Source organism: Variovorax multivorans (assembly GCF_051216835.1).
Classification (GTDB): domain Bacteria; phylum Pseudomonadota; class Gammaproteobacteria; order Burkholderiales; family Burkholderiaceae_C; genus Variovorax.
The window spans coordinates 19047-38475 of the sequence record NZ_JBPJZL010000030.1 but is presented as its reverse complement, the minus strand read 5'-3'; the positions used below and the strand labels follow the sequence as shown (position 1 = coordinate 38475).

The following is a 19429-nucleotide window of genomic DNA, read 5'->3' as shown; positions in this document are numbered from 1 at the left end:
CGACTTCTTATGCGAAGTCCAGATGTTGATCACGAGCTGGCAGCGACGGCGAGTAAGGCGGATCGGTGCGCTCCAAAAGCCGCACTTCGCATAAAAGCGCACTTCGCCTTATTGCGGCCCGTAGCCCAAGGCCGGATTTGCTGCTCGTCGAAGTTGTTGTCGATCGGTAGGGCAGGATCCTCCAGGTAGCGCGTGAGCGCTACCCAGCGCTTCAAGCTGTAGTCGATGGCACGCGCCGTGGCGGTGCCATCCGTGATCCTGGGTCGCTGCGCCAGCAGCCATTCATGCAGTGCTTGGGCAATCGGGCGTGAGCGAGTTTTTCGCTCCTGCAAACGCTGCGCCGGAGCCATCGCCTTCACCTCGCGCTCGATGCTGTAGAGCCGCCCAATGAAGTCGATGGCCGTGCCGGCAATCGTGCTCTTGTTGGTCAGGTGGAGCTCGACAAACTTGCGCCTCGCGTGCGCCATGCAACCCACCTCGGTCATGCCGAGCGCGAAGCCTGCCTTGTAGCCGGCATAGTCGTCGCAGACTAGGCTGCCACGCCAGTCGCCGAGGAAGGCCCTGGCATGCTCTCCCGAACGGCTGTCGGTGAAGTCGTAGACGACCGCGCGCAAGGCCTCGAAGGCGCCTGCAGCGTAAGCCCAGAGGTACGCCCGATGCGTCTTGCCGGTGCCCGGCGCCAACATTGCCACCGGTGTCTCGTCGGCATGCACAACGGCGCATCCCAGAACTTCAACTTTGAGAGCATCGACGAGGGCCTGCAGCCTCAGGCCGCACACGCCTACCCAGGATGCCAGCGTGGAGCGCGGCAGTGTCAGGCCGGCACGGCCAAAGATATGAGCCTGCCGGTACAGCGGCAGGTGGTCGGCGTACTTGGCGACCAAGACCTGTGCAAGCAACCCCGAGGTCGGGATGCCCTTGTCGATGATCTCGGCGGGAACCGGCGCTTGCACCAGCGTTCGGCAATGGCTGCAGGCCCACTTGCCGCGGACGTGGCGCTCGACGGTGAAGACACCAGGGGTGTAGTCGAGCTTCTCGCTGACGTCTTCGCCGATGCGCTGCAACGCGCATCCGCAAGAGCATGTGGTGCTCTCGGGTTCGTGATGGCGCTCCACGCGCGGGAAGCTGCCGGGCAGCGCGATGCGCTTGTGGGTTGTGCGTGGCTCTGCCGGCTGCTTCCTGGCAGCGGCCATCAGCGCTTCGAGTTGGTCTTCCAAGGCGGCAATGTCGGCATCGACGGCTTCGTCGAACAAGGCCTTCTGCTCGGCATTGAGCTGCTCGGTCTTCTGGCCGAACTTCACCCGCTTCAGCTGTGCCATCTCGAAGGTGAGCTTGTCGATGTGGCTGTCGCGCCAACTGATCTCCTGGCGGTCATGATCGATACGCCCCAGAAGCCGGGCACCAAGGTCGCCGAGGCCGGCGGCTTCGAGAGCGGCCAGTTCGGTGTCGGTGATGAGTGCGGCAGGAGCAGTTGCGGACATCGAGGCCAAGTGTCCGCGACGGCTCGTTGACTGTCATCGGCAGAGGTCCGGATTGCCTCGGCTGCCCCAGGTCAACTCAGGTTAGTCCGATGATGCCGGCGGCGCCCATACGCTGCCAGGGCAGACCGAGTACCAGGGCATCGAGTTGCTCGTGGGTCAGGGACTGCGGCGCGCCGCAGCCGCCACCAGGCCAGGCGAAGCGGCCCTGGTGCAGTCGCCTGGCGGCCAACCAGATACCGATGCCGTCATGCACCAAGACCTTCATGCGGGTGGAGGTGCGGTTGGCAAAGACATAGGCGTGGTGAGGTCGAGCGGAGCCGAAAACCTGGACGACACGTGCCAGCGCGGTGTCGGTGCCAGCGCGCATGTCCATGGGTTCGACACAGAGCCAGACGGCATCGACCCGGATCATCGAAGCCAGTCGCGCAGCCAGGCTGCGCAAGCTGCGGCGGCCGATGCTGGCCAGACGACGGTGACGATAGTGCCCGAGCGTTGAAGCTCGATGCGGATGTCACCCTCAATCGCCGGGGCTGTCAGGGCCAAGGGGATGAAGGTCGGTGCGGGTTGCGGCGGGGGCTCTTGAGGTGAAACTGCCGGCGGCAGTGTCGGTGGGTTGTGCTGGGCATCAATGACCCATTTGCGCAGCATGTTGGCGTTGAGGCTGTGGGCCAGCGCAACCGCCGCGACGGACACGCCAGGTCGCATGCATTGCGCGATGACCGAAGCCTTGAACTCTGGTGTGTGCCGGCGTCTGCGTCGCCGGCCCATCAAATCGATTCCGTAAGTGTCCATGTGTCCGCTTGAGTTATGCGGGCACGAGGCTCTTACGTGGGGACCCTTGGGTCAATATGACTTGGCTGGCCGCTTACGACCAATCCTGCTCAAAGCCATCAACAAAAACAGAGGGTGCTGAGACGACGCTTACGGATCAGGGCCAAAGGATCGAACTTCTCCTCCTCATCGAGCATGCGCACCAAAGGGTCGAATTGCTCGGGGGCTGTTAGCAGGCGAGCCAGCGCGTTCATCGCGGATTCCGCATCTTGGTTGTCCCAATCCTTATCCAGTTTCACTGCGAAACGCACGCTCTTGTCGGCGTATCGGACAAGCTTGCAGTGAAGCCAGGACAGGACAAGCTCCTGATCGTCGGTATTCAGGAAGTCGATTGCCAGTCCGCGCTTGCGGGAAATCTCTTCGGCGATGAGCCAGGATTCCGCAGAAACATCTTCGACCGTATGCTCCCCGCAGGTTCTGGCAGCGATCCTACGGAAATCTGCCCGTCGCGCCGAAAGGAAACTCAAGAGCGGATCACTGGTGGATGCCATTGCCGTCCTCTCAAAGTCGGCAACGAGCAAGCCACTCTGGACGCGGATCTACTGCGTTGCGCTCTTCCCCAGGAAATCACCCTGCTGGGTCAACACCTGTGACACGGCTGCGCGTAGTGCCTCTTCCACTGACGGCCAATCGAGGCGCTCTTGCTCAAGCCGAACTCTTTGTGCGGAGTTCCAGTCCTGCCACGCATTGGCCAGCAGGGCGTCGTACAACGAAAGCTCCGCAGGCGTCAGACACGCCCGGTCGGCCTGGAGGTTGGAGCTGCCCTCCACGACCCATCTGTCGCGATAGCGCTGCAGGGTCGACATGTCCATCAACACTGACCGCGTGTGCGGAAAGTGGCTGCGAGCAGACGACAGAATCTTCAGCCCATCGGTATCTATGTCGCCCCAGTACAGCACGTTGCTGTGACGAATCCATGGCAACGCAGAGGCCAGAGAGATCGCATGGCCGAGCCTGACGACGGCCACTGTGGACTCCAGGTCCGGAAGGCTGTGAGCAGATGTGAGATTCTCGAGAAACAGAGTGACGCGCGGCCGCCACGGCAAGGCGGCCAGATCTGCGATAGGCGCTTGGACGTCGCGCATGCCTCCAAGAACAGATCGAAGCCCGGCGTCGAGTGCCATGACGTGAATGCGCGGCTCGGGAGATCGAAGACCGCACAACTGAAGGAAATCGCGCTCGCTCTCACCGCCGGAATTTGTCTCGCCGTGCACGAGTCGCACGAGTGTGGCGACTGATCGCCGTTGCCCACCTTCGATCCACTTCGTGTCCACCCCCGCGACTGGTAGTTGGCGCAAATAGAGGCCGCTGCGTGGATGCTCGACCACCCACTGCGCAACCGAAATCAGTCGTTGCACATCGCCTTCGGTGGCTTGTGCCAGCCAGTCATACAGTCGCCCCGGTCCATTCCCTGTACCAAGATCCGGCCAGCGCTCAAGCAGCATGGCACGTCGGGCGCTGACACGGTCCCAGTCACGCAGTTCTCCCGCAAACGCGGCGATCGCTCGGGGCGAGTCGAACTGGATGCGCACCGGCATCGTCTGCATGCCTATGTCGCGCATCTGGTATGTTTCCCGAAGGATCTGAACGCCCTCTGGAAGCTGCGCCGAGGTCCAGGCCGCAGTCCATTTGGTGACCGCATCGAGTCCGCTGCGGATGCTCGAACCAGTCGGCGGTTCAAGTCCACGATGGAGTGGCCATTGCCCCCCGCCGTCGATCCAGTCGCGACGTTGATTGGCGAACCGTTGCACGGCCCACTTGCGGATGTCACTTGGCGAAAGCACTTTCGATCTTCGCCGGATGCTCTGCCATCGGGCTGTAGTCGATGCGACCCGAGGTCTCGTCATACTTCAGCGCCACCGCATTGGACCGGTCGCCGCGCTTCGCATAGACCCAGACCGCGCCCCCCACATAGGGCTCGATAGTCTGGACCATCTTGCCTGGAGTCGCCACGATGATCTGGAAGCCAAGCTCCCTGAACACGTTCAGTGCTGCTTCTGTGAAATCAGGGTCCGACCGATCAAAGGCCTCGTCGACAACCACCGCAGCAAACTGCGGTACGGTTCCTCCGGGATGCGCAAGTTGATAGCGCAAGGCTGCGGCCATGCAGGTGGCAGCGAGTTTCTGCTTCTGGCCTCCAGACTTGCCGTCGCTGCCGCTGTACACCTGTTCGACCTGGTTGGTTGCGTTCACGATCTCGTGGGCGTCGAACTGCACGTGCTGACGCACATCGAGCACCCGGGAGCGCCAGCGGATATCCTCAGACCGATCGCTCCCCAAGCGCTCCGCGATCTTGCGCAAGCGTTCGTAGCGGGAGTCTGCTGCTTCAGCACCGTCTGTGTTGATCACTTCGCTCATTGCGACAGCCAACTCGCGACGAAAAACCTTGGACTCATCCGGCTCGCAGTCCACACGATGGAGCAGCAGGTGCGTGCCCGGGTTGTACGCAGTCTTTGACAGACTGGCATTGACAGCCTGAAGCCGCTTTGCCATGTCGGCGCGCTCACTCGACAAACTATGTGACAGCAGCGTCAGTTGGTGATTGTTGTGCTCCTGCAGTTCGCCAAGGAAGCGCTCCCACGTCCGCGAAACCCCCTCTAGCAGCAGGTTCGTCAGGTGCTGGTCGAAGAAGGCGAAGCTCTCCAGTACGGGGTCATGGCCCTTGGTAGCTGCTTGCCATTCTGTTTTCGCGCAGAACTCTGTCAACGCCTTGACGATCAGCGCCTTTTCGTCGAACTGGGCTCTCTGGTTTCCCTGTACTGCCCCGTTTGCCTCACTGTGCATCCAGGTCAATTCGCGGTCGTAGTTCTCGGGTGTGCTTTCGACAGTGCGCCGGCTTCTCATGTCATCGACGGCTTGCTGCTGGGCAGGAGTCAACCTGACGATCGGAAGATCTTGCAACTGGTCCAATCGAAGTTGCCACGTCTGCACTTCGACCTCGAACTGCTTGACCATACCGTGCTGGTCAGCCCATTGAGTTTGCGCCTCGCTTTTCGCCGCCAGAGCCAGAGTGACGGCGGCCTGGAGCTCGACCAGTTGCGGGCTGCCGTGCTTCAGTTGTTCAATCTTCTTCTCGATCCCGTTGCTGGCAGCGAGCGCGCCAGCTTCATCCAGAGCGGCCCATGACATGCCCGCAATCACCAGACATGCCTGCAGGCGCTGGCCGATCTTCTTCGTCTGGGCTTCATGTGCATCGACGATCTTCTGCGCAGCTTCCAGTTGTTCATTGATGTTTGAAAGTTGCCGGTGCAACGCCTCTGCTCGTGCGGCGGTGTCGGTACCCAAGACCCAGCGGTCTCTCGCGTCAAGCGCTCGTCGATCGTCCTTGAGGTAGTTTTCCCTGGCTCTTTTGATCTGACCGTTCAGCGAGAGCGCTTGCGTATGCCCTCCCATGTCGTCGGCCGATTCGACACAGGCGTAGTCGAACTGGCGATTCACTTCGTTGGTGAGCCAGTGACTGAATTCGTGCGGGGCAATTTCGATCTTGTCCGTGACGTTGCCGGGCGAGCGCACACGGAAAATCTCCGTGACGGATCTCACGGGTCGGTAACCAAGACGACCTTTCAGGTGATTGTTGTCGACGAATCGACGCACATCTTCGAACAGGTGTGCTGGCACGAGCATCGTGACGGCAAAGCCTCCGACGAGTCGCTCGATTGCTCCCTGCCAGCGCCGCTCTGCCAGCTTGACCGTCATCAGTTCGGCGGCGAACGGCAGGCTGTCGATCTCGACATCAAGCGCTCTCGCCAGGGCCTCTCGTATCTGCTGCTGCTCGGCCGGAACGTTTGATCGCGGCGCCCTCGCCAACGCTGCGAGTTGAGCTTGCGCCTCCTTCTGCGGAGGTTCAAGCGCCGTCCTGGTGCTGACGGCCTTGACGAAAGGAGCGTTGTCAACGACTGCACCGTCGTCCACCGCGCGTGAGGCGTCAGCATAGAGTTGAGCGAATTCATCTTCGTCGACGGGAATCGCCCGCTCGAGGACTTTGCAGGCCGCCTGTAGATTTTCTCGCAGCGCCTTGGCGTCCCTGCCGCGTTGGCGGGTGTCCTCGAGTGCTTTTTGTAATGACCGTAGCTCATCGCCTCCGCCGAGGGCCTCGCGCCGGATCGCGTCGGTGTGTCGGGCTTCCGCGGCCTGCAGGGCGCCCACCCGGGTGTCCAGCAACGCCCGCATGCGCCTGATTCGCAGGTCCGACCGCGTGATGGCCCGCTCATGGACCTCGATGCCCAGCGGTGTCTCGAAGTGTGTGATGCCGCTGGCGACCTCTTTCAGGCGGTTCTCTTCCAGTCCCAGGCTTTGCAATCGCTGATGGGCCTCCCGTGCCGGCTTGAGCACGTCGCGTTGCTGCGTGGCGGTATGCCAGTCCGAATGCGCTTCCTTGAGTTTCTGAAACTGATCGACCACGTTCTTTGCGACTTCGAAGGTGTTCGGCTCATCGAGCATGAACTCGCGAAGGAACGCTGTGATGCTGTCCACGCTCTTGGTCGACTGTGTCTTGTGCAACAGCCGTAGCGCCATTTCGTCGCGAATGCCGAGTACCTTTGTGAAGGCCGCCATGTAGCGGGAGAACGCATCGAAGGGCTCGATGCCCTTCGCCTTCAGCGTGCGGTGGAGCTTTGTTGTATCGAAGTCGGACTCGGGGAAGAAATCGAGCTCACGCAAATCGAATTCACCTTCTGCCAGCAGGTATCTCTTGTGAAGGTCGTTGCTGGCTCCTCGAAGCCAGTACAGGTGCGCCAGGGTAACCACCTGTCCCGCGCCGTTGCGATAGACCTCCGCGATGGCCGACCACGTTGTGCTGGGACGCAGTACCTTGGCCACACCGCGTCCGTCTCCTCCTTGCGCTGTTCCCCAGACACCCCTCACGTAGTTGATAACTGAACGATCGTCGGCGCTCTTGCCGGAGTCGCGCGATGCCTGGTTGAGCCGCAGGCGTGTCGGCGGAGTCAGTAAAACCGAGTGCGCGTCGAAGATGGTGGACTTTCCAGACCCCGAGTGGCCAACCAGGAGTTGTCCCTTATGCGGGACCCCCATGGTCAACAACCCGTGATAGGTGCCCCAGTCCTTGATCTGGATACGGTGGAGTCGGTATTGCCGGGCCCACTCTTGGTCGAGCAAAGCATCTGAGACAGATGTCTCGGGAAGGAGGCTGGCATCCTGCGCTCCGTCCCCGATCTGGGCAAGAACCTGGTCCATGACACTCATTTTTGATCTTCCTGGCCGACGGAGACCGGCCGTAAGCTCTCGTAGGTCTTCGCCAGTGCCGCAAGCTGCTCTGCGGGCATCAGTAGGGAAAGCGTGGGGGACACCTCATAGCGGTCCGTGCTTCCTGGAATCGGGCGCAAGATGCTGACCTTCTTGAGCGCTTCCACTACGGCGAGAGACTGCTTGGAAAAGCGTGCCTTGTCGCTCTTGGACGGATCTTCGTAGGCCGCCAAGTCTGCAATGAGTTCGGCGCCACTGACCACGGCCCGCTGACCAGCGGCCGAAGCGCTGGCTAGCGCGGCACGCAACACCAGCAAGGCGGCGGACTGTAGAAATGTCAATGGCTGCCTGCGCAACAGCACTGGAATATCGGTGTCGCCCTGCTGCGGCACTTGGCGTATGAAGGCAACGCGGTTCTCATCGTCGAGCGCCATGTCGAGAAACAGCTCGTTCAATCGGGAGCGCAGCACTGCTTCATCACGCTTGAGCACATACCAGAGCTTCGGCTGCCTTTCGCCGTCCACGCTGGGTCCCGCCAAGAGCGCCACGAGTGCCCGGCGCGTCTCACCACGCAGTTCTCCCTTGTCGCTCTGGAACAGCATCCGATCAGACGTTTGCTGGCCATCTTCCGAGACCGATTGGATCGGCGCCAACTCGGCGTCCAGCACCAAGTCTTGATCCGCATGCTCGGGATCGTCTGCGTCGGTCGGCGAATCATCGGCCTCAATATTTTCCTCGAGAGTGGGTCGATGCGGCTCCTCGCGTTTGCGCAGGAATGCAGGGATCACAATCTGCTCGTTCGTCGCTGAGCCGTCATCAGATGGCATCGATGCTCTCCTGCGTGATCACATACATCGGCGTCCACGCTGAGCGGGGCACGCCGTCCATGCCCAGCCAGCTCAACAGCTCCTGTTCCCCCTGTGCTTGCCCATGCTTGATCGCAAGATGGAGATAGCCGAGCACCGTCCCCAGCCCCTGAGTCGCGGGATAAGCTGCAAGGAATTCCCCGACGCTGGCACGTTCTGTCCCGGTCAAGTAGGCGCGGATGTTGGCTTTGATGGCTCGCATGTCGACCTCGGCGCGCAGGACCATCGAGCGCAATTCTTCGGGCGAAGCAGCTTCCGGGACGTGCTCCTCCATGGGGGCGACCGCGGCCGAGGCGGAGGGATCATGCGCAGACCACTGCGACAAGGAGCGGATTGCTGCACTGGTTCGATCGAGATTGAAACCGATGTCTTGATTGGCGCGCACGTGCCCCACCAACGTCGTCGCAGCACGATGCGCCTGGGTCACCAACTGCATGATCCGCCGCTGTTCGACATACTCCCGACTCCGAACGTAGCCGTGTAATCCCGAGACGAACCGACCGCGCACTTCGTGAACGCCGGTTGCCTGCGCCAGCAGGCGTGACTTCAGTGACTCGAGGGCCAGACGCTCATCAACAGATAGCCTCGACGCGAACGCCCGGCTTGCCAGCACGTGCGCCGTCTCCTCGAAGAGGCTGACTTCGGAGGCGTCAAGCAGCAGGCTCCAGAACGCTTGGAAGGCTCGGCCTGCATCGGTCTGGCGGATGACGTCAATGCCGTCGAGCAGTTGCTCGACAAGCTCGCTGCGCGATCCCTCATGCTGCAGGAGCCGCTTACGCAGGTCCAGATGAATGATCTCGAACTGGTCGCGGACCCGGTCGAAGTCGCCGATCAGCTGCTCGGACTGTGCAATGACCTCGCGTGCACGCTCGGCCGCGCGCTCCTCATCGATGGATTGGATGCGCCCGGCCTCTGCTTCCTGAATCCTGAACTCGATCAGCGCTTTCTCTTCGTAGAGCACCGCCAGACGCGCCATCGGGTTGTCATCCGTCAGCTGTGCGAGTTCGCGCATCATCGAACGCACCGATGCAAGGCGGCTTTCCAACCGCAGGCCGCCCGTACTGTCCGCGATATTCGGACGCCAGCCCTCAATGATCCGCAGCGCATTCCCAGCAGCGACGGTCAAACTGTAGTGCTCCTCCTGAGCGCCCTGAGGGAAATCACGTCGCAACCATCCGTTCGCGACCCACTCGGTCGCATAGCCCTGTGCGGTTTTGGACGGCTCTTGTCCTGCAGGCCTGAACGACTCCAGGCACGTGTCGAGCTTGATATGCAGTGTTGCTGCGCTCAATTGCCTGCTGCCCGAACTGGGGAAAAGTGACAGCAGGCAGGCACAAATAACGGGGGCCGTGTCAGCGGCGACCAGCCGCCAAGCCGCTGTGTCCCTCAATCGATTGAGATCTTGAAAGAGCGCGAGCGTAGATATTTCGCTCACAGCAAGGCAGATTTACCCGCGTCAGGTCGCGCAGGGCGTTTTGACAAAGGAGTCACAAATCGCATGACGTTCTTTTCGCCTCCCTCTTAGAGTTCCTCGCGTCTGCATCGCTCTTCAGGCCACGTCGGCTGAAGCATGTGCGTATTCTGGCAGACCAAGGTGGCCGGACCGCAGAAGAGCAATTCAACAGACGAAGCGGCCGGTGAACTGTCTGGGTCAAGTGGCAACGTCCATCTTTCCAAGCGATTCCCCAGAGATTTGCCCAGCCTTTCGGGGGCCACATCTCCACTGGGATGTATGGACAGGAGCTTGCCTGCGGCCGGTCTCCAGCGCGATGCAGGCCGGCGCAGCATCAGTGCGCGAAAAGGCGCCCCCACCCGGTCACGCGGCGCGTATCCACGCCCGCGAGACGCAGCGCCTTCCACACCACCGTGGCGATCGTGTCGTAGACCGGTACGCCGAACTCGGCCTCCAGTTCGGGCACCAGCGGTGCGCCGCGCAGGTTGGTGCAGAAAATCGCCACCGCCTGCGGCCGCCGCTCGACTGGGCCGCCCATCACTTCGCGCACCATGGTGCGGATTTGCTCGTCGTCGACCTCCGAGAAGGAAAAGTTTTCCTGCAGCCCCAGATGGCGCTCGGCCACGCAGTCGATGCCTTCGGCCGCATAGTTGCGCATGATCGCGGCCTGGACGTCCCCCCGGTACGGCGTGACCAGGCCGAGGCGCTGCACGCCTGTGGCCTTCAAGATCTCGTTGAGCGCCAGCACCGAGGTGCAGGCGCGCGCGCCGGTCGCCCACTCGATCGCCGCGCACAGTTGCCGGTCGGCGTCGAAGCCGAGCCAGCCGGAGGAAGTGCCGCTCCACCCGATCACCTCGCAGCGCGCATGCGACAGCAACTCGGCCGCGGCCAGGATCTCCCGGTTGTCGAACTGCGCCAGCGCCTGGGCCGACAGCGCGATCTCGGTCACGCGGAAGCGGCCAAAGTGGGCGCTGGCCTCGGGCAATTCCGACAGCATCGCAGCCGTCACCGGCTCAAGCGTGGTGTTGGACGAAGGGGTGAGCATCCCCAGAAGTGTTCGCTTGACCATCGTGTTTCTCCATTCAAGTCTGCCGCAATGTCGCCAGAAGCGTGCCACATCCTGAATTGGATACGATTCTTCGCTGTTCTTGTATCCATGCGTCGAACCCTGGCGGGCGTCTTGCTTGCACGAGTCTTGCTGTGAAACCCTCTTCATGACCAAACCGAAAAACATACCGCCCAAGAGCGCCCTGCCTGCAGCGCGCAGCGTGGCGAGTCAGGCGGACATCCACCAGAGCATCTACGACGCGATCGTCGAGCACCGGTTGCTGCCGGGCACCAAGCTGTCGGAGGAACGCGTGGCCGAGTTGTTCGCCGTCAGCCGCACCCAGGTGCGGGGCGCGCTGCAGCGCCTCGCCGTCGAGCAACTGATCACCCTGATTCCCAACCGCGGCGCCTTCGTGACCACGCCCAGCGCGGAAGAGGCGCACGACGTGCTGTCGGTGCGCCGCACGCTCGAGCCGGCCGCCGTCGCCCGGCTGATTGATCGCATCGCCACCGGCAAGGCGCCCACTGCGGTGAAACAGTTGCGGGCGCTGATCAAGCGCGAGCAGCAGGCCCATGCGCGCGGCGACCGCCGCCAGGCGGTACGCCTGTCCGGCGATTTCCATGTGCTGCTGGCCGAGGTGTCGGGCAGCAGCATCCTGGCCCGCCTGATGCGCGAGCTCACGCCGCTGACCTGCCTGGCCATCCTGACCTTCGAGGCGCCGACCGCAGTCGCCTGTCCGAACGACGAGCACGCGCTGCTGGTCGATGCGATCGAAGCCGGCGACGTCGAGGGTGCCTCGAACCTGATGATCGAACACCTGAATCACATCGAGAACGCGCTCAAGCTCGATGCGCAAGAGGTCCAGGAAATCGACCTGGCCGATGTCCTGTTCGGCTGACTCCCGGGCTCGCGCACTTCGCGCCGCAGCGGCGAACCCTGGCCTACGCCATCAGCGGTGAGAACGACCCGGCGCCCAGCACCTGCTGCGCATGCCACGCGAGCTGCAGCACGCGGGCGTCCGAGAAGCGCGGCCCGGCGATCTGCAGCCCGACCGGCAGGCCCTGGCGGCCGGTGCCACAGGGCAGCGACAACGCCGGTACGCCGCCGTAGTTGAAGATCGGCGTGAAGGCCGCATGTCCGCGCGGGCCGGCCGGCAGGCCACCGATCTCTCCCGGTCCTAGGCTGCCGAGCGGCCAGGCCTCGACCGGGCTCACGGGACACAGCAGCGCGTCGTAGCGCGAGAAGAACTGCGTGAAGCTCGCGTGGAAATCTTCGCGCAGCTTCAGCAACTCGGTCACGCGCGTGCCGGAGATGCCGCAGCCCAGTTCGATCTGCGCGCCGATGTCGGGGTCGATCCGTTCGGGCGTCTTGCGCCAGATCGCACCGAAGCGCTGCGCCAGACCCGCCTGCTGCAGCGCGATCAACGGATACTCACGCGCCTCGGGCGGCCAGGCCGGATCAGCCCGTTCGATCTGCCAACCCGCGGCGCGCAGTTGCTCCACCGCCGCCTCGAGCGTGGCGAGCACGTCAGCATCGATGGCCAGGCCGCAGCCCAGGTCCGGCGACCAGGCAAGCTTCAGCGGCTGCAGCGGTGTCTTCAGGCCGGCCATCACATCAGCCATGGCGAAGACGGGCGACGACAGCGTGTCGGCCGGTTCCCAGGCGGTGAGCGCGTCCAGCATGAAGGCCACGTCCTCCACATCGCGCCCGATCTGGCCGATGACCGACAGCAGGTGGTTCGGATCGTCGAAGCCCCAGGGATTGGGCACGCGGCCGAGCGTCGGCTTCATGCCGACCAGCCCGGTGTGCGCGGCCGGCCGGCGCACCGAGCCGCCCGCGTCGGTGGCCAGCGCCAGCGGGCCGAGGCCCGAAGCCACTGCGGCCACCGCGCCGCCCGAGGAGCCGCCCGGCGTGCGCTGCAGGTCCCAGGGATTGCGCGTGGCGCCGTGCAGCGGCGTGTCGGTGATGCCCTTGCAGGCAAACTCGGAACAGTTGGTCACACCCAGCGGCACGGCGCCCAGCGACCGCATCCGCGCCACGCACCATGAATCCCGCGGCGCCACGAAGTCCTCGAACACCTTGGAGCCGAAGGTGGCCGGACGGCCACCGAGCCAGAGGTTGTCCTTCACGGTGAAGGGCACGCCGGCCAGCGGCAGCAGCTCGCCGACGGCAAGACGCGCATCGACCGCGCGCGCCGCCGCCAGCGGTACGGCGGCATCGAAGTCCGCAAAGGCATTGAGCCGCGGCTCCAGCCGCCTCACCCGCTCGCACATCGACTGCGCGACCTCGGTGGCGGACAGCGCACGGTCGCTCACCCGCGCGGCAAGGTGCCGGGCGGTCCAGCGGTGGATTTCGTCGGTCATGGGAATTTCCTTCTGTCGACTGGATGCACCAGCCCTTTGATTTTGTATCCAATTTGGTGCGGCACTGCACCGGATTGCAACGGTCGACGGCGACCTCGCGACTCCCCATGCAAGACTGATTCCAACCGCTCGCAAGGCGGTCTCTCTTGCGGGACATGTTTGACGTATCCATTTCAAGATTGGATACAAACTTGGCACGGTGATTGCGTCAGCTCGGCACCATGGAATCGAACGCCGGACAAAGCCTGACCCTCGACGACGTCGTGCACCGCTACGGCGGCTCGCTCGCGGTGGACCACGTGACGCTGGAGATCGCCGCCGGCGAGCTGGTGGCTTTGCTGGGCCCCAGCGGCTGCGGCAAGACCACGCTGCTGCGCATCATCGCCGGCTTCATCCATCAGACCGGTGGCAAGGTGGTGGTGGGCGGGCGCCGCATCGACGAGCTGCCGCCCGCGCGGCGCAACGTGGGCATCGTGTTCCAGAACTACGCGCTGTTCCCGCACATGACCGTGGCCGAGAACGTCGGCTACGGCCTGGCCGCGCAGCGCGTCGACCGCAACGCCGCGGCCAAGCGCACCGCGCAGATGCTCGACATGGTGCAACTCGGCCACCTCGCGGGCCGACTGACGAAGCAGTTGTCGGGCGGCCAGCAGCAGCGCGTGGCGCTGGCGCGCGCGCTGGCCATCGAGCCGCGCGTGCTGCTGCTCGACGAGCCGTTCTCCGCGCTGGACAAGAGCCTGCGGCTGGACATGCAGATCGAGATCAAGCGCATCCAGCGCGCCGCCGGCACCACCGCGATCATCGTCACCCACGACCAGGAAGAAGCGCTGGGCATGGCCGACCGCGTGGCCGTGCTGAGCCAGGGCCGGCTCGAGCAGTTCGCGCCGCCCTCGCAGGTGTACGACACGCCCGCCACCTATTTCGTGAACCAGTTCGTCGGCACCGCCAACGTGCTGCCCGGCACGCTGCAGTCGAATGCGGCGGACCGCGCCGTGGTGCGGCTGGACAACGGCACGCCCCTGTGGACGCGCCCGGCCGCCGGCCTGCCCTCGGGCAGCAAGGTGGTGGCCTGCGTGCGCCCCGAGAACTTGCGCCTGTGCGACGAGGCGCCCGACGCGCTCGAAGGCGTGGTCGAGCTCGGCATGCCGCTGGGCGCGACCATCGTCCACGAGATCCGCACCGCGGCCGGCCTGCGGCTCAAGCTCACCGAGCCGCGCGCACCGGGCAGCGGCCCGCGCGCGACCGGCGAGCGCGTGTGGCTGCGGCCCGCCTCGGCCGACAGCGTCATGGTGTTCGCCGCGGCCTGAACACGCCTGCCGATTTTCTTCGTCCCCCACTCCTCCTCCAACTCACAAGGACCGTCATGCAACTCAACCGTCGCCACCTGCTCGGCAGCGCGCTCACCCTGGGCGCGATGGAGCTATTTCCCGGCATCAGCCATGCGCAGGCGCGCAAGCTGGTGTTCGCCACCTTCACCGGCAGCTGGGAGGAGGCCCACCGCGACGTGCTGGTGCCTGCCTTCAAGAAAGCCAGCGGGCAGGACATGCTGCTCGACGCGATGCTCTCGGTCGACCAGATCGCCAAGGTCTCGGCCGCGCGCAGCAACCCGCCCATCGACGTGATGCTGCACGACCCGGGTCCGGCGCTGGTCGCCATCGCGCAGGACCTGGTGGAGCCCTTCCCCGTGGCTTCGAGCAAGAACTACAAGGACCTGATCCCTGAGGCGCAGGACCCGATGGGCCCGTCGATGTTCTTCCAGGTCGTGGGCCTGACCTACAACCCCGAAACGGTGAAGAAGCCGCCGACCTCGTGGGCCGACCTGTGGAACCCCGAATACAAGGGCCGCGTGGGCATCACCAACCTCAACTCGACGCTCGGCACGGGCTTTCTCGTGGAAATCGCGCGCATGCACGGCGGCAACGAGGGCAACGTGGAAGAGGGCTTCAAGGCCATCGAAAAGCTCAAGCCCAACCTCGCGGCCGTCGCGGCCAACCCCGGCGCCCTCGCGGCGCTGTTCCAGCAGGGGCAGGTCGACATCAGCCCGGGCAACTTCAACGCCATCCAGATCCTCAAGGCGCGCGGCGTGCCGGTGGAGTTCGTGGCGCCGAAGGAAGGCGCCATTGCCTTCAAGACCAGCATCCACATCGTCAAGAACTCGCCCAACAAGGCGCTGGCCGCGCAGCTCATCGACGTGGCGCTGTCGCCCGAGGTGCAGGGCAAGCTCATGGGCAGCCCCTACCTCGTGGTGCCGACCAACGCCAAGGTGAAGATGGGCGGCGAGATCGCCAAGGTGCTGGCCAGGAACACGGCCGACATGAAGAAGAAGTTCGTGTTCCAGGACTGGAAGAAGATCAACGAGAACCGCTCGGCCTGGATCGACCGCTTCAACCGCGAGATCAAGCTCTGACCGGCTGAACCACCGAAGACCGCACGATGACCACCGCCGCGCTCAAGGGCCCCCCCGTCACCGGGTACAGCCTGGCCTTCGCCTCGCCGCTTGCGGCGTTCTTCGTGCTGTTCTTCCTGGCGCCGCTGCTGCTGCTGATCGTCATCAGCCTGTATGCGACGCCCGAGCTGAAGTCCTTCGGCCCCGACCAGTACGTGAAGATCGCCACCGACCGCTTCAGCCTGCCGGTGCTGTTCGACACCCTCTGGCTCGGCGTGCAGACCACGCTGCTGTGCCTGGTGCTGGGCTATGCACTCGCATGGAGCTACGTGCGCAGCCCGGGCGCCGTGCAGAAGGTGCTCATGCTGATCATCGTCATGCCGCTGCTCACGAGCGTGGTGGTGCGCACCTTCGCGTGGGTCGTCATCCTGGGGCGCCAGGGCATCGTGAACGCGGCGCTCATGGAGCTCGGCTGGATCGGCTCGCCGCTCAAGCTGCTGTACACGCGCGGCGGGTTGATCGTGGCGCTAGCCAACGTGCAGCTGCCGCTGATGGCGCTGCCGCTGATCACCGCGCTGCAAAAGCTCGACCCGAACCTGGAGGACGCCTCCTCGGCGCTCGGCGCCAGCGCGCTCTACACCTTCGTGCGCGTCACGCTGCCGCTCACGCTGCCCGGCATCCTGGCGGGCTGCCTGCTGACCTTCGCGGCCAGCATCACCGCCTTCATTTCGCAGTCGCTGATCGGCGGCGGCCAGATGCTGTTCATGCCCATGTACATCTACCAGCAGGCCTCGTCGCTGCAGAACTGGCCCTTTGCCGCGGCCATCTCGCTCGTGTTCCTCGTGGCGGTGATGGCGTGCGTGACGCTGTTCAACATGCTGGGGCGCCTCGGCCGGGGCCTCGCACCATGAGCGCGCGACGCCACGAGCCCGCCACCATCGCGCTGACCTGCGTGCTCGGCGGCATCGCCGCGCTCGCCACGCTGCTGCTGCTCGCGCCCACGGTCGTCGTGATCGTGCTGTCGTTCACCAGCGGGTTTTCGCTGAAGTTCCCGCCGCCGGGCTATTCGCTGCGCTGGTACGAGTCGCTGCCCGATGCCTTTCAGCTGCAGTACGCGGCGCTCAACAGCCTGAAGGTGGCCTCGGCCTCCACGCTGCTTGCGGTGCTGCTCGGCGTGGCGGCGGCGCTGGCCATCGCGCGCTCCGAGAAGACCATGGCGCGCGTGCTCGATTCGCTCTTCATGTCGCCGCTCATTCTTCCGGCGCTGGCCTTCGGGCTGGCCTCGCTCATCTACTTCTCGCGCATCGGCATCGAGCTGTCGCTGTGGACGCTGGTCATCGGCCACACGGTGGCGGGCGTGCCCTACGTCATCCGCACGACCGTGGCGGCGCTCTCGCAGCTGCCGCCCGCGCTGCTGGAGAGCTCGGCCAGCCTGGGCGCGAGCCGCGCCTACACCTTCCGCCGCGTGACGCTGCCGCTGATCGCGCCGGGCATCGCCGCCGGCGCCTTCATCAGCTTCATGTCCTCCTTCGACAACGTGCCGGTGTCGCTCTTCCTGCGCGACGCGTCCACCGACATGCTGCCGATCCGCATGTGGCAGGACCTGGAAGGCCGGCTCGACGTGAGCATCGCGGCCGTCTCGAGCCTGATGGTGCTCGTCACGCTGGTCCTGATGATCGCGATGGAGCGCCTGACCGGCATCAGCAAACGCATCCGGTGACGCGCCGGGCCCCTGCGAGGAAGACGGCATGACCGATCCAGTGACCACCCACGCCCACCATGCCCTTGCAGCGTGCACGACGCACCTAGGCAGGAGCGATTCGGCTAGTTTTGTATCCAATTTTTCTTTCATATTGAATTCAATTCAGGCACAGCACTTGCTCCACGAGAGACAGGCGGCGCCCCGTCGTCCATCCACCCTTTTTCCTCCAGGAACCCGAATGTTCAGATCCCTTGCGAAATTCGTGCTGGCGGTGGCGGCCATGCTGCCGCTGGCCGGCCAGGCCCAGGACGTGCCGTCGATCAAGCTCGGCTATGCCAAGTGCGCCCACTGCACGCCGCTGTCGCTCACGCCGCAGCATGCCGCCAACGTCAAGCTTGAGGCCATCGGGTTCAACACCGGCAACGACGTGCTGACCGCGCTGCTGTCCAAAAGCATCGACGTGGCCCAGGTCACCTACCTGCACTACGCCACCGCGCTGGACAAGGGCTTCGACGTGGTCGCCATCTCGGGCCAGGTCAACGGCGGCTCGCAGCTCCTCGTGGGCAACGACCTGGCCGTCAAGGAGAACGACTGGGCCAGCCTGAAGAAGGTCATTGCCGAGTACAAGGCGGCCGGCAAGCCGTTCCGCGTGGCGGCCTCGCGCGGCAATGCGCAAGACATCCACATGCGCGGCGCCTTTGCCAGGCAGAGCATCGACGTCAACAAGGACGTGCAGTTCATCAACATCCCCAACCCTTCCGACCACGTGCAGGCGCTGCGCCGCGGCGAGGTCGAGCTCATCTGCTCGGTCGATCCCTTCGCCACGCAGATTCGCCAGCTCGGTGCCGCGAAGTTCTTCGCCTTTCCCTATGACCAGGCCGCCGGCAAACTCACCAACCTGATCGTGACACGCTCCGACGTGATCGCCAGCAAGCCCAAGGCGGTGGAAGAGACGGTGCGCTCCATCGTCAAGGTCAACGACATGATGTCGGCCAACAAGCCGCTGTTCGTCGACACCATCCAGAAGGTCACCGGCCTGGACAAGGCCATCGCCACCGGTGCGGTGGAAAACCTCTATCCCGACTACCGGATGTACCGCGCGCCGGCCGTGGCCATCGGAGCGATGATGCGCGACCTGAAGTACATCGGCTCCGACGTGTCGGCGCAGATCGAGAAGAACATGGACTACCGCTTCCTCGAGGCGGCCACGGGCAAGCCGAAGTCGGTGCTCGGTTACTGAGTGCCGGGCGTGACGATGGCGGTGCCTTCCCCTCTGGCCGGTTACTACCGGCGCTTCTATCTGCGTATTGAGCGCGCCATCGTGCCGGTGCTGGTGCTCGTGGGGTGGGAGCTGTTCTCCCGCTCGGGCATTCTTCCGCGTGCCCTGCTGCCGGCCCCCTCGCAGGTGCTGGTGGCGTGGGCCGACTGGGTCTTCGCGACCGACGGCAACACGCAGAGCTACAGCGGCCGGTGGATCTTCGACACCCTTGCGAGTGCCAGCCGCGTGTTCGCGGGCTTTGCGCTGGCGACGCTGCTGGGCGTGGGCATCGGCATGGCGATCGGCTGGTCGCACACGGTCGAGAAGCTCATCGAGCCGCTGCTGCAGGTGCTGCGTCCGGTGCCGCCGGTGTCGTGGATTCCGCTGGCCATCATCTGGTTCGGCATTGCCGACAAGCCGGCGATCTTCCTGGTGTTCCTGGGCTCGTTCTTCCCGGTGCTGCTGAGCACCATCCACGGGGTGAAGACCTGCGACCGCAACCTGCTGCGCGCGGGTGCCATGGCCGGCGGCTCGCCGCGCAAGCTGCTGGGCCACATCGTGTTCCCGGCGGCGCTGCCGAGTATCTTCTCGGGCCTGCGCATCGCGATCGGCTCGGCCTGGATGCTCACCGTGACGGCCGAGATGGTGGCCGTCAAAAGCGGCGTGGGCTACGTGCTGTGGGACTCGTACTACTTCCTGCGCTACGACCTCGTGATCGCGGCCATGGTCAGCATCGGGCTGCTCGGGTTCCTGAGCGACCTAGCCATCAAGCTCATCGCCGCGCGCGTGCTGCGCTGGCAGCGCGGCTCCACCCTGCAGGCCAAGGAAGGCTGACACCG

Annotated in this window: 16 protein-coding genes and 1 pseudogene; 7 read left to right on the top strand and 10 right to left on the bottom strand. The window is 64.4% G+C overall.

Features of this window, described 5'->3' with window-relative positions:
- Window positions 1-32 precede the first annotated feature (32 nt).
- The 9 genes and pseudogenes from tnpC to ACSFCA_RS35750 form a co-directional block, all read right to left on the bottom strand.
- A pseudogene (gene tnpC, locus ACSFCA_RS35790) lies at window positions 33-1481 on the bottom strand (IS66 family transposase); the annotation flags it as partial.
- 76 nt (window positions 1482-1557) lie between these two features.
- The gene (gene tnpB / locus ACSFCA_RS35785) at window positions 1558-1893 is read right to left on the bottom strand and encodes an IS66 family insertion sequence element accessory protein TnpB (RefSeq protein ID WP_435462845.1); all 336 of its coding nucleotides are present in this window, start codon (window positions 1891-1893) and stop codon (window positions 1558-1560) included.
- Complete coding sequence (gene tnpA, locus ACSFCA_RS35780) at window positions 1890-2273, bottom strand: IS66-like element accessory protein TnpA (RefSeq protein WP_435462846.1); 384 nt, start codon at window positions 2271-2273, stop codon at window positions 1890-1892. The genes tnpB and tnpA overlap by 4 nt, the downstream gene beginning before the upstream one ends.
- 98 nt (window positions 2274-2371) lie before the next feature.
- Window positions 2372-2803, bottom strand: coding sequence for a hypothetical protein (locus ACSFCA_RS35775; RefSeq protein WP_435462847.1), 432 nt, complete (start codon window positions 2801-2803; stop codon window positions 2372-2374).
- A gap of 48 nt (window positions 2804-2851) precedes the next feature.
- Window positions 2852-4063 (bottom strand): Wadjet anti-phage system protein JetD domain-containing protein, encoded by a 1212-nt coding sequence (locus tag ACSFCA_RS35770; RefSeq protein ID WP_435462848.1) that lies wholly within the window; start codon window positions 4061-4063, stop codon window positions 2852-2854.
- A 16-nt stretch (window positions 4064-4079) separates the two neighbouring features.
- Complete coding sequence (locus tag ACSFCA_RS35765) at window positions 4080-7514, bottom strand: ATP-binding protein (protein WP_435462849.1); 3435 nt, start codon at window positions 7512-7514, stop codon at window positions 4080-4082.
- A complete protein-coding gene (locus ACSFCA_RS35760) occupies window positions 7511-8341 on the bottom strand; it encodes a DUF4194 domain-containing protein (protein WP_435462850.1) in 831 nt (276 codons plus the stop codon). Before ACSFCA_RS35760 ends, ACSFCA_RS35765 begins: the two co-directional genes overlap by 4 nt.
- Window positions 8331-9815: a DUF3375 domain-containing protein gene (locus tag ACSFCA_RS35755; protein WP_435462851.1), complete on the bottom strand. Its 1485-nt coding sequence runs from the start codon at window positions 9813-9815 to the stop codon at window positions 8331-8333. Before ACSFCA_RS35755 ends, ACSFCA_RS35760 begins: the two co-directional genes overlap by 11 nt.
- A 352-nt stretch (window positions 9816-10167) precedes the next feature.
- Complete coding sequence (locus ACSFCA_RS35750; RefSeq protein ID WP_435462852.1) at window positions 10168-10902, bottom strand: maleate cis-trans isomerase family protein; 735 nt, start codon at window positions 10900-10902, stop codon at window positions 10168-10170.
- Window positions 10903-11047: 145 nt separating this feature from the next.
- Between ACSFCA_RS35750 and ACSFCA_RS35745 the strand changes: the two genes are divergently transcribed.
- Window positions 11048-11779, top strand: coding sequence for a GntR family transcriptional regulator (locus ACSFCA_RS35745; RefSeq protein WP_435462853.1), 732 nt, complete (start codon window positions 11048-11050; stop codon window positions 11777-11779).
- Window positions 11780-11822: 43 nt separating this feature from the next.
- Here ACSFCA_RS35745 and ACSFCA_RS35740 read toward each other — a convergent pair whose 3' ends face one another.
- A complete protein-coding gene (locus ACSFCA_RS35740) occupies window positions 11823-13244 on the bottom strand; it encodes an amidase (RefSeq protein WP_435462854.1) in 1422 nt (473 codons plus the stop codon).
- Between the two features lie 221 nt (window positions 13245-13465).
- Here ACSFCA_RS35740 and ACSFCA_RS35735 point away from each other — a divergent pair, with 221 nt between their 5' ends.
- The 6 genes from ACSFCA_RS35735 (at window position 13466) to ACSFCA_RS35710 (ending at window position 19424) form a co-directional block, all read left to right on the top strand.
- Window positions 13466-14551 carry an ABC transporter ATP-binding protein gene (locus ACSFCA_RS35735; protein ID WP_435462855.1) on the top strand — a complete coding sequence of 362 codons (1086 nt, stop codon included), beginning with the start codon at window positions 13466-13468 and terminating at the stop codon, window positions 14549-14551.
- Between the two features lie 56 nt (window positions 14552-14607).
- On the top strand, window positions 14608-15651 hold the full coding sequence (locus ACSFCA_RS35730; protein ID WP_435462856.1) for an ABC transporter substrate-binding protein: 1044 nt from the start codon (window positions 14608-14610) through the stop codon (window positions 15649-15651).
- A gap of 26 nt (window positions 15652-15677) precedes the next feature.
- Window positions 15678-16541 carry an ABC transporter permease gene (locus ACSFCA_RS35725; protein ID WP_435462857.1) on the top strand — a complete coding sequence of 288 codons (864 nt, stop codon included), beginning with the start codon at window positions 15678-15680 and terminating at the stop codon, window positions 16539-16541.
- Window positions 16538-17350 carry an ABC transporter permease gene (locus tag ACSFCA_RS35720; RefSeq protein ID WP_435462858.1) on the top strand — a complete coding sequence of 271 codons (813 nt, stop codon included), beginning with the start codon at window positions 16538-16540 and terminating at the stop codon, window positions 17348-17350. The genes ACSFCA_RS35725 and ACSFCA_RS35720 overlap by 4 nt, the downstream gene beginning before the upstream one ends.
- Before the next feature lie 220 nt (window positions 17351-17570).
- Complete coding sequence (locus ACSFCA_RS35715; protein ID WP_435462859.1) at window positions 17571-18572, top strand: ABC transporter substrate-binding protein; 1002 nt, start codon at window positions 17571-17573, stop codon at window positions 18570-18572.
- Window positions 18573-18587: 15 nt separating this feature from the next.
- Window positions 18588-19424 (top strand): ABC transporter permease, encoded by an 837-nt coding sequence (locus tag ACSFCA_RS35710; protein ID WP_435462860.1) that lies wholly within the window; start codon window positions 18588-18590, stop codon window positions 19422-19424.
- The last annotated feature ends 5 nt before the right edge of the window (window positions 19425-19429 follow it).

Coding starts and splice junctions, on each gene's coding strand:
- ACSFCA_RS35735 (WP_435462855.1), top strand. CDS start 13,466: ATGGAATCGAACGCCGGACAAAGCCTGACCCTCGACGACGTCGTGCAC.
- ACSFCA_RS35765 (WP_435462849.1), bottom strand. CDS start 7,514: ATGAGTGTCATGGACCAGGTTCTTGCCCAGATCGGGGACGGAGCGCAG.
- ACSFCA_RS35710 (WP_435462860.1), top strand. CDS start 18,588: ATGGCGGTGCCTTCCCCTCTGGCCGGTTACTACCGGCGCTTCTATCTG.
- tnpA (WP_435462846.1), bottom strand. CDS start 2,273: ATGGACACTTACGGAATCGATTTGATGGGCCGGCGACGCAGACGCCGG.
- ACSFCA_RS35720 (WP_435462858.1), top strand. CDS start 16,538: ATGAGCGCGCGACGCCACGAGCCCGCCACCATCGCGCTGACCTGCGTG.
- ACSFCA_RS35715 (WP_435462859.1), top strand. CDS start 17,571: ATGTTCAGATCCCTTGCGAAATTCGTGCTGGCGGTGGCGGCCATGCTG.
- ACSFCA_RS35775 (WP_435462847.1), bottom strand. CDS start 2,803: ATGGCATCCACCAGTGATCCGCTCTTGAGTTTCCTTTCGGCGCGACGG.
- ACSFCA_RS35750 (WP_435462852.1), bottom strand. CDS start 10,902: ATGGTCAAGCGAACACTTCTGGGGATGCTCACCCCTTCGTCCAACACC.
- tnpB (WP_435462845.1), bottom strand. CDS start 1,893: ATGATCCGGGTCGATGCCGTCTGGCTCTGTGTCGAACCCATGGACATG.
- ACSFCA_RS35730 (WP_435462856.1), top strand. CDS start 14,608: ATGCAACTCAACCGTCGCCACCTGCTCGGCAGCGCGCTCACCCTGGGC.
- ACSFCA_RS35760 (WP_435462850.1), bottom strand. CDS start 8,341: ATGCCATCTGATGACGGCTCAGCGACGAACGAGCAGATTGTGATCCCT.
- ACSFCA_RS35725 (WP_435462857.1), top strand. CDS start 15,678: ATGACCACCGCCGCGCTCAAGGGCCCCCCCGTCACCGGGTACAGCCTG.
- ACSFCA_RS35745 (WP_435462853.1), top strand. CDS start 11,048: ATGACCAAACCGAAAAACATACCGCCCAAGAGCGCCCTGCCTGCAGCG.
- ACSFCA_RS35740 (WP_435462854.1), bottom strand. CDS start 13,244: ATGACCGACGAAATCCACCGCTGGACCGCCCGGCACCTTGCCGCGCGG.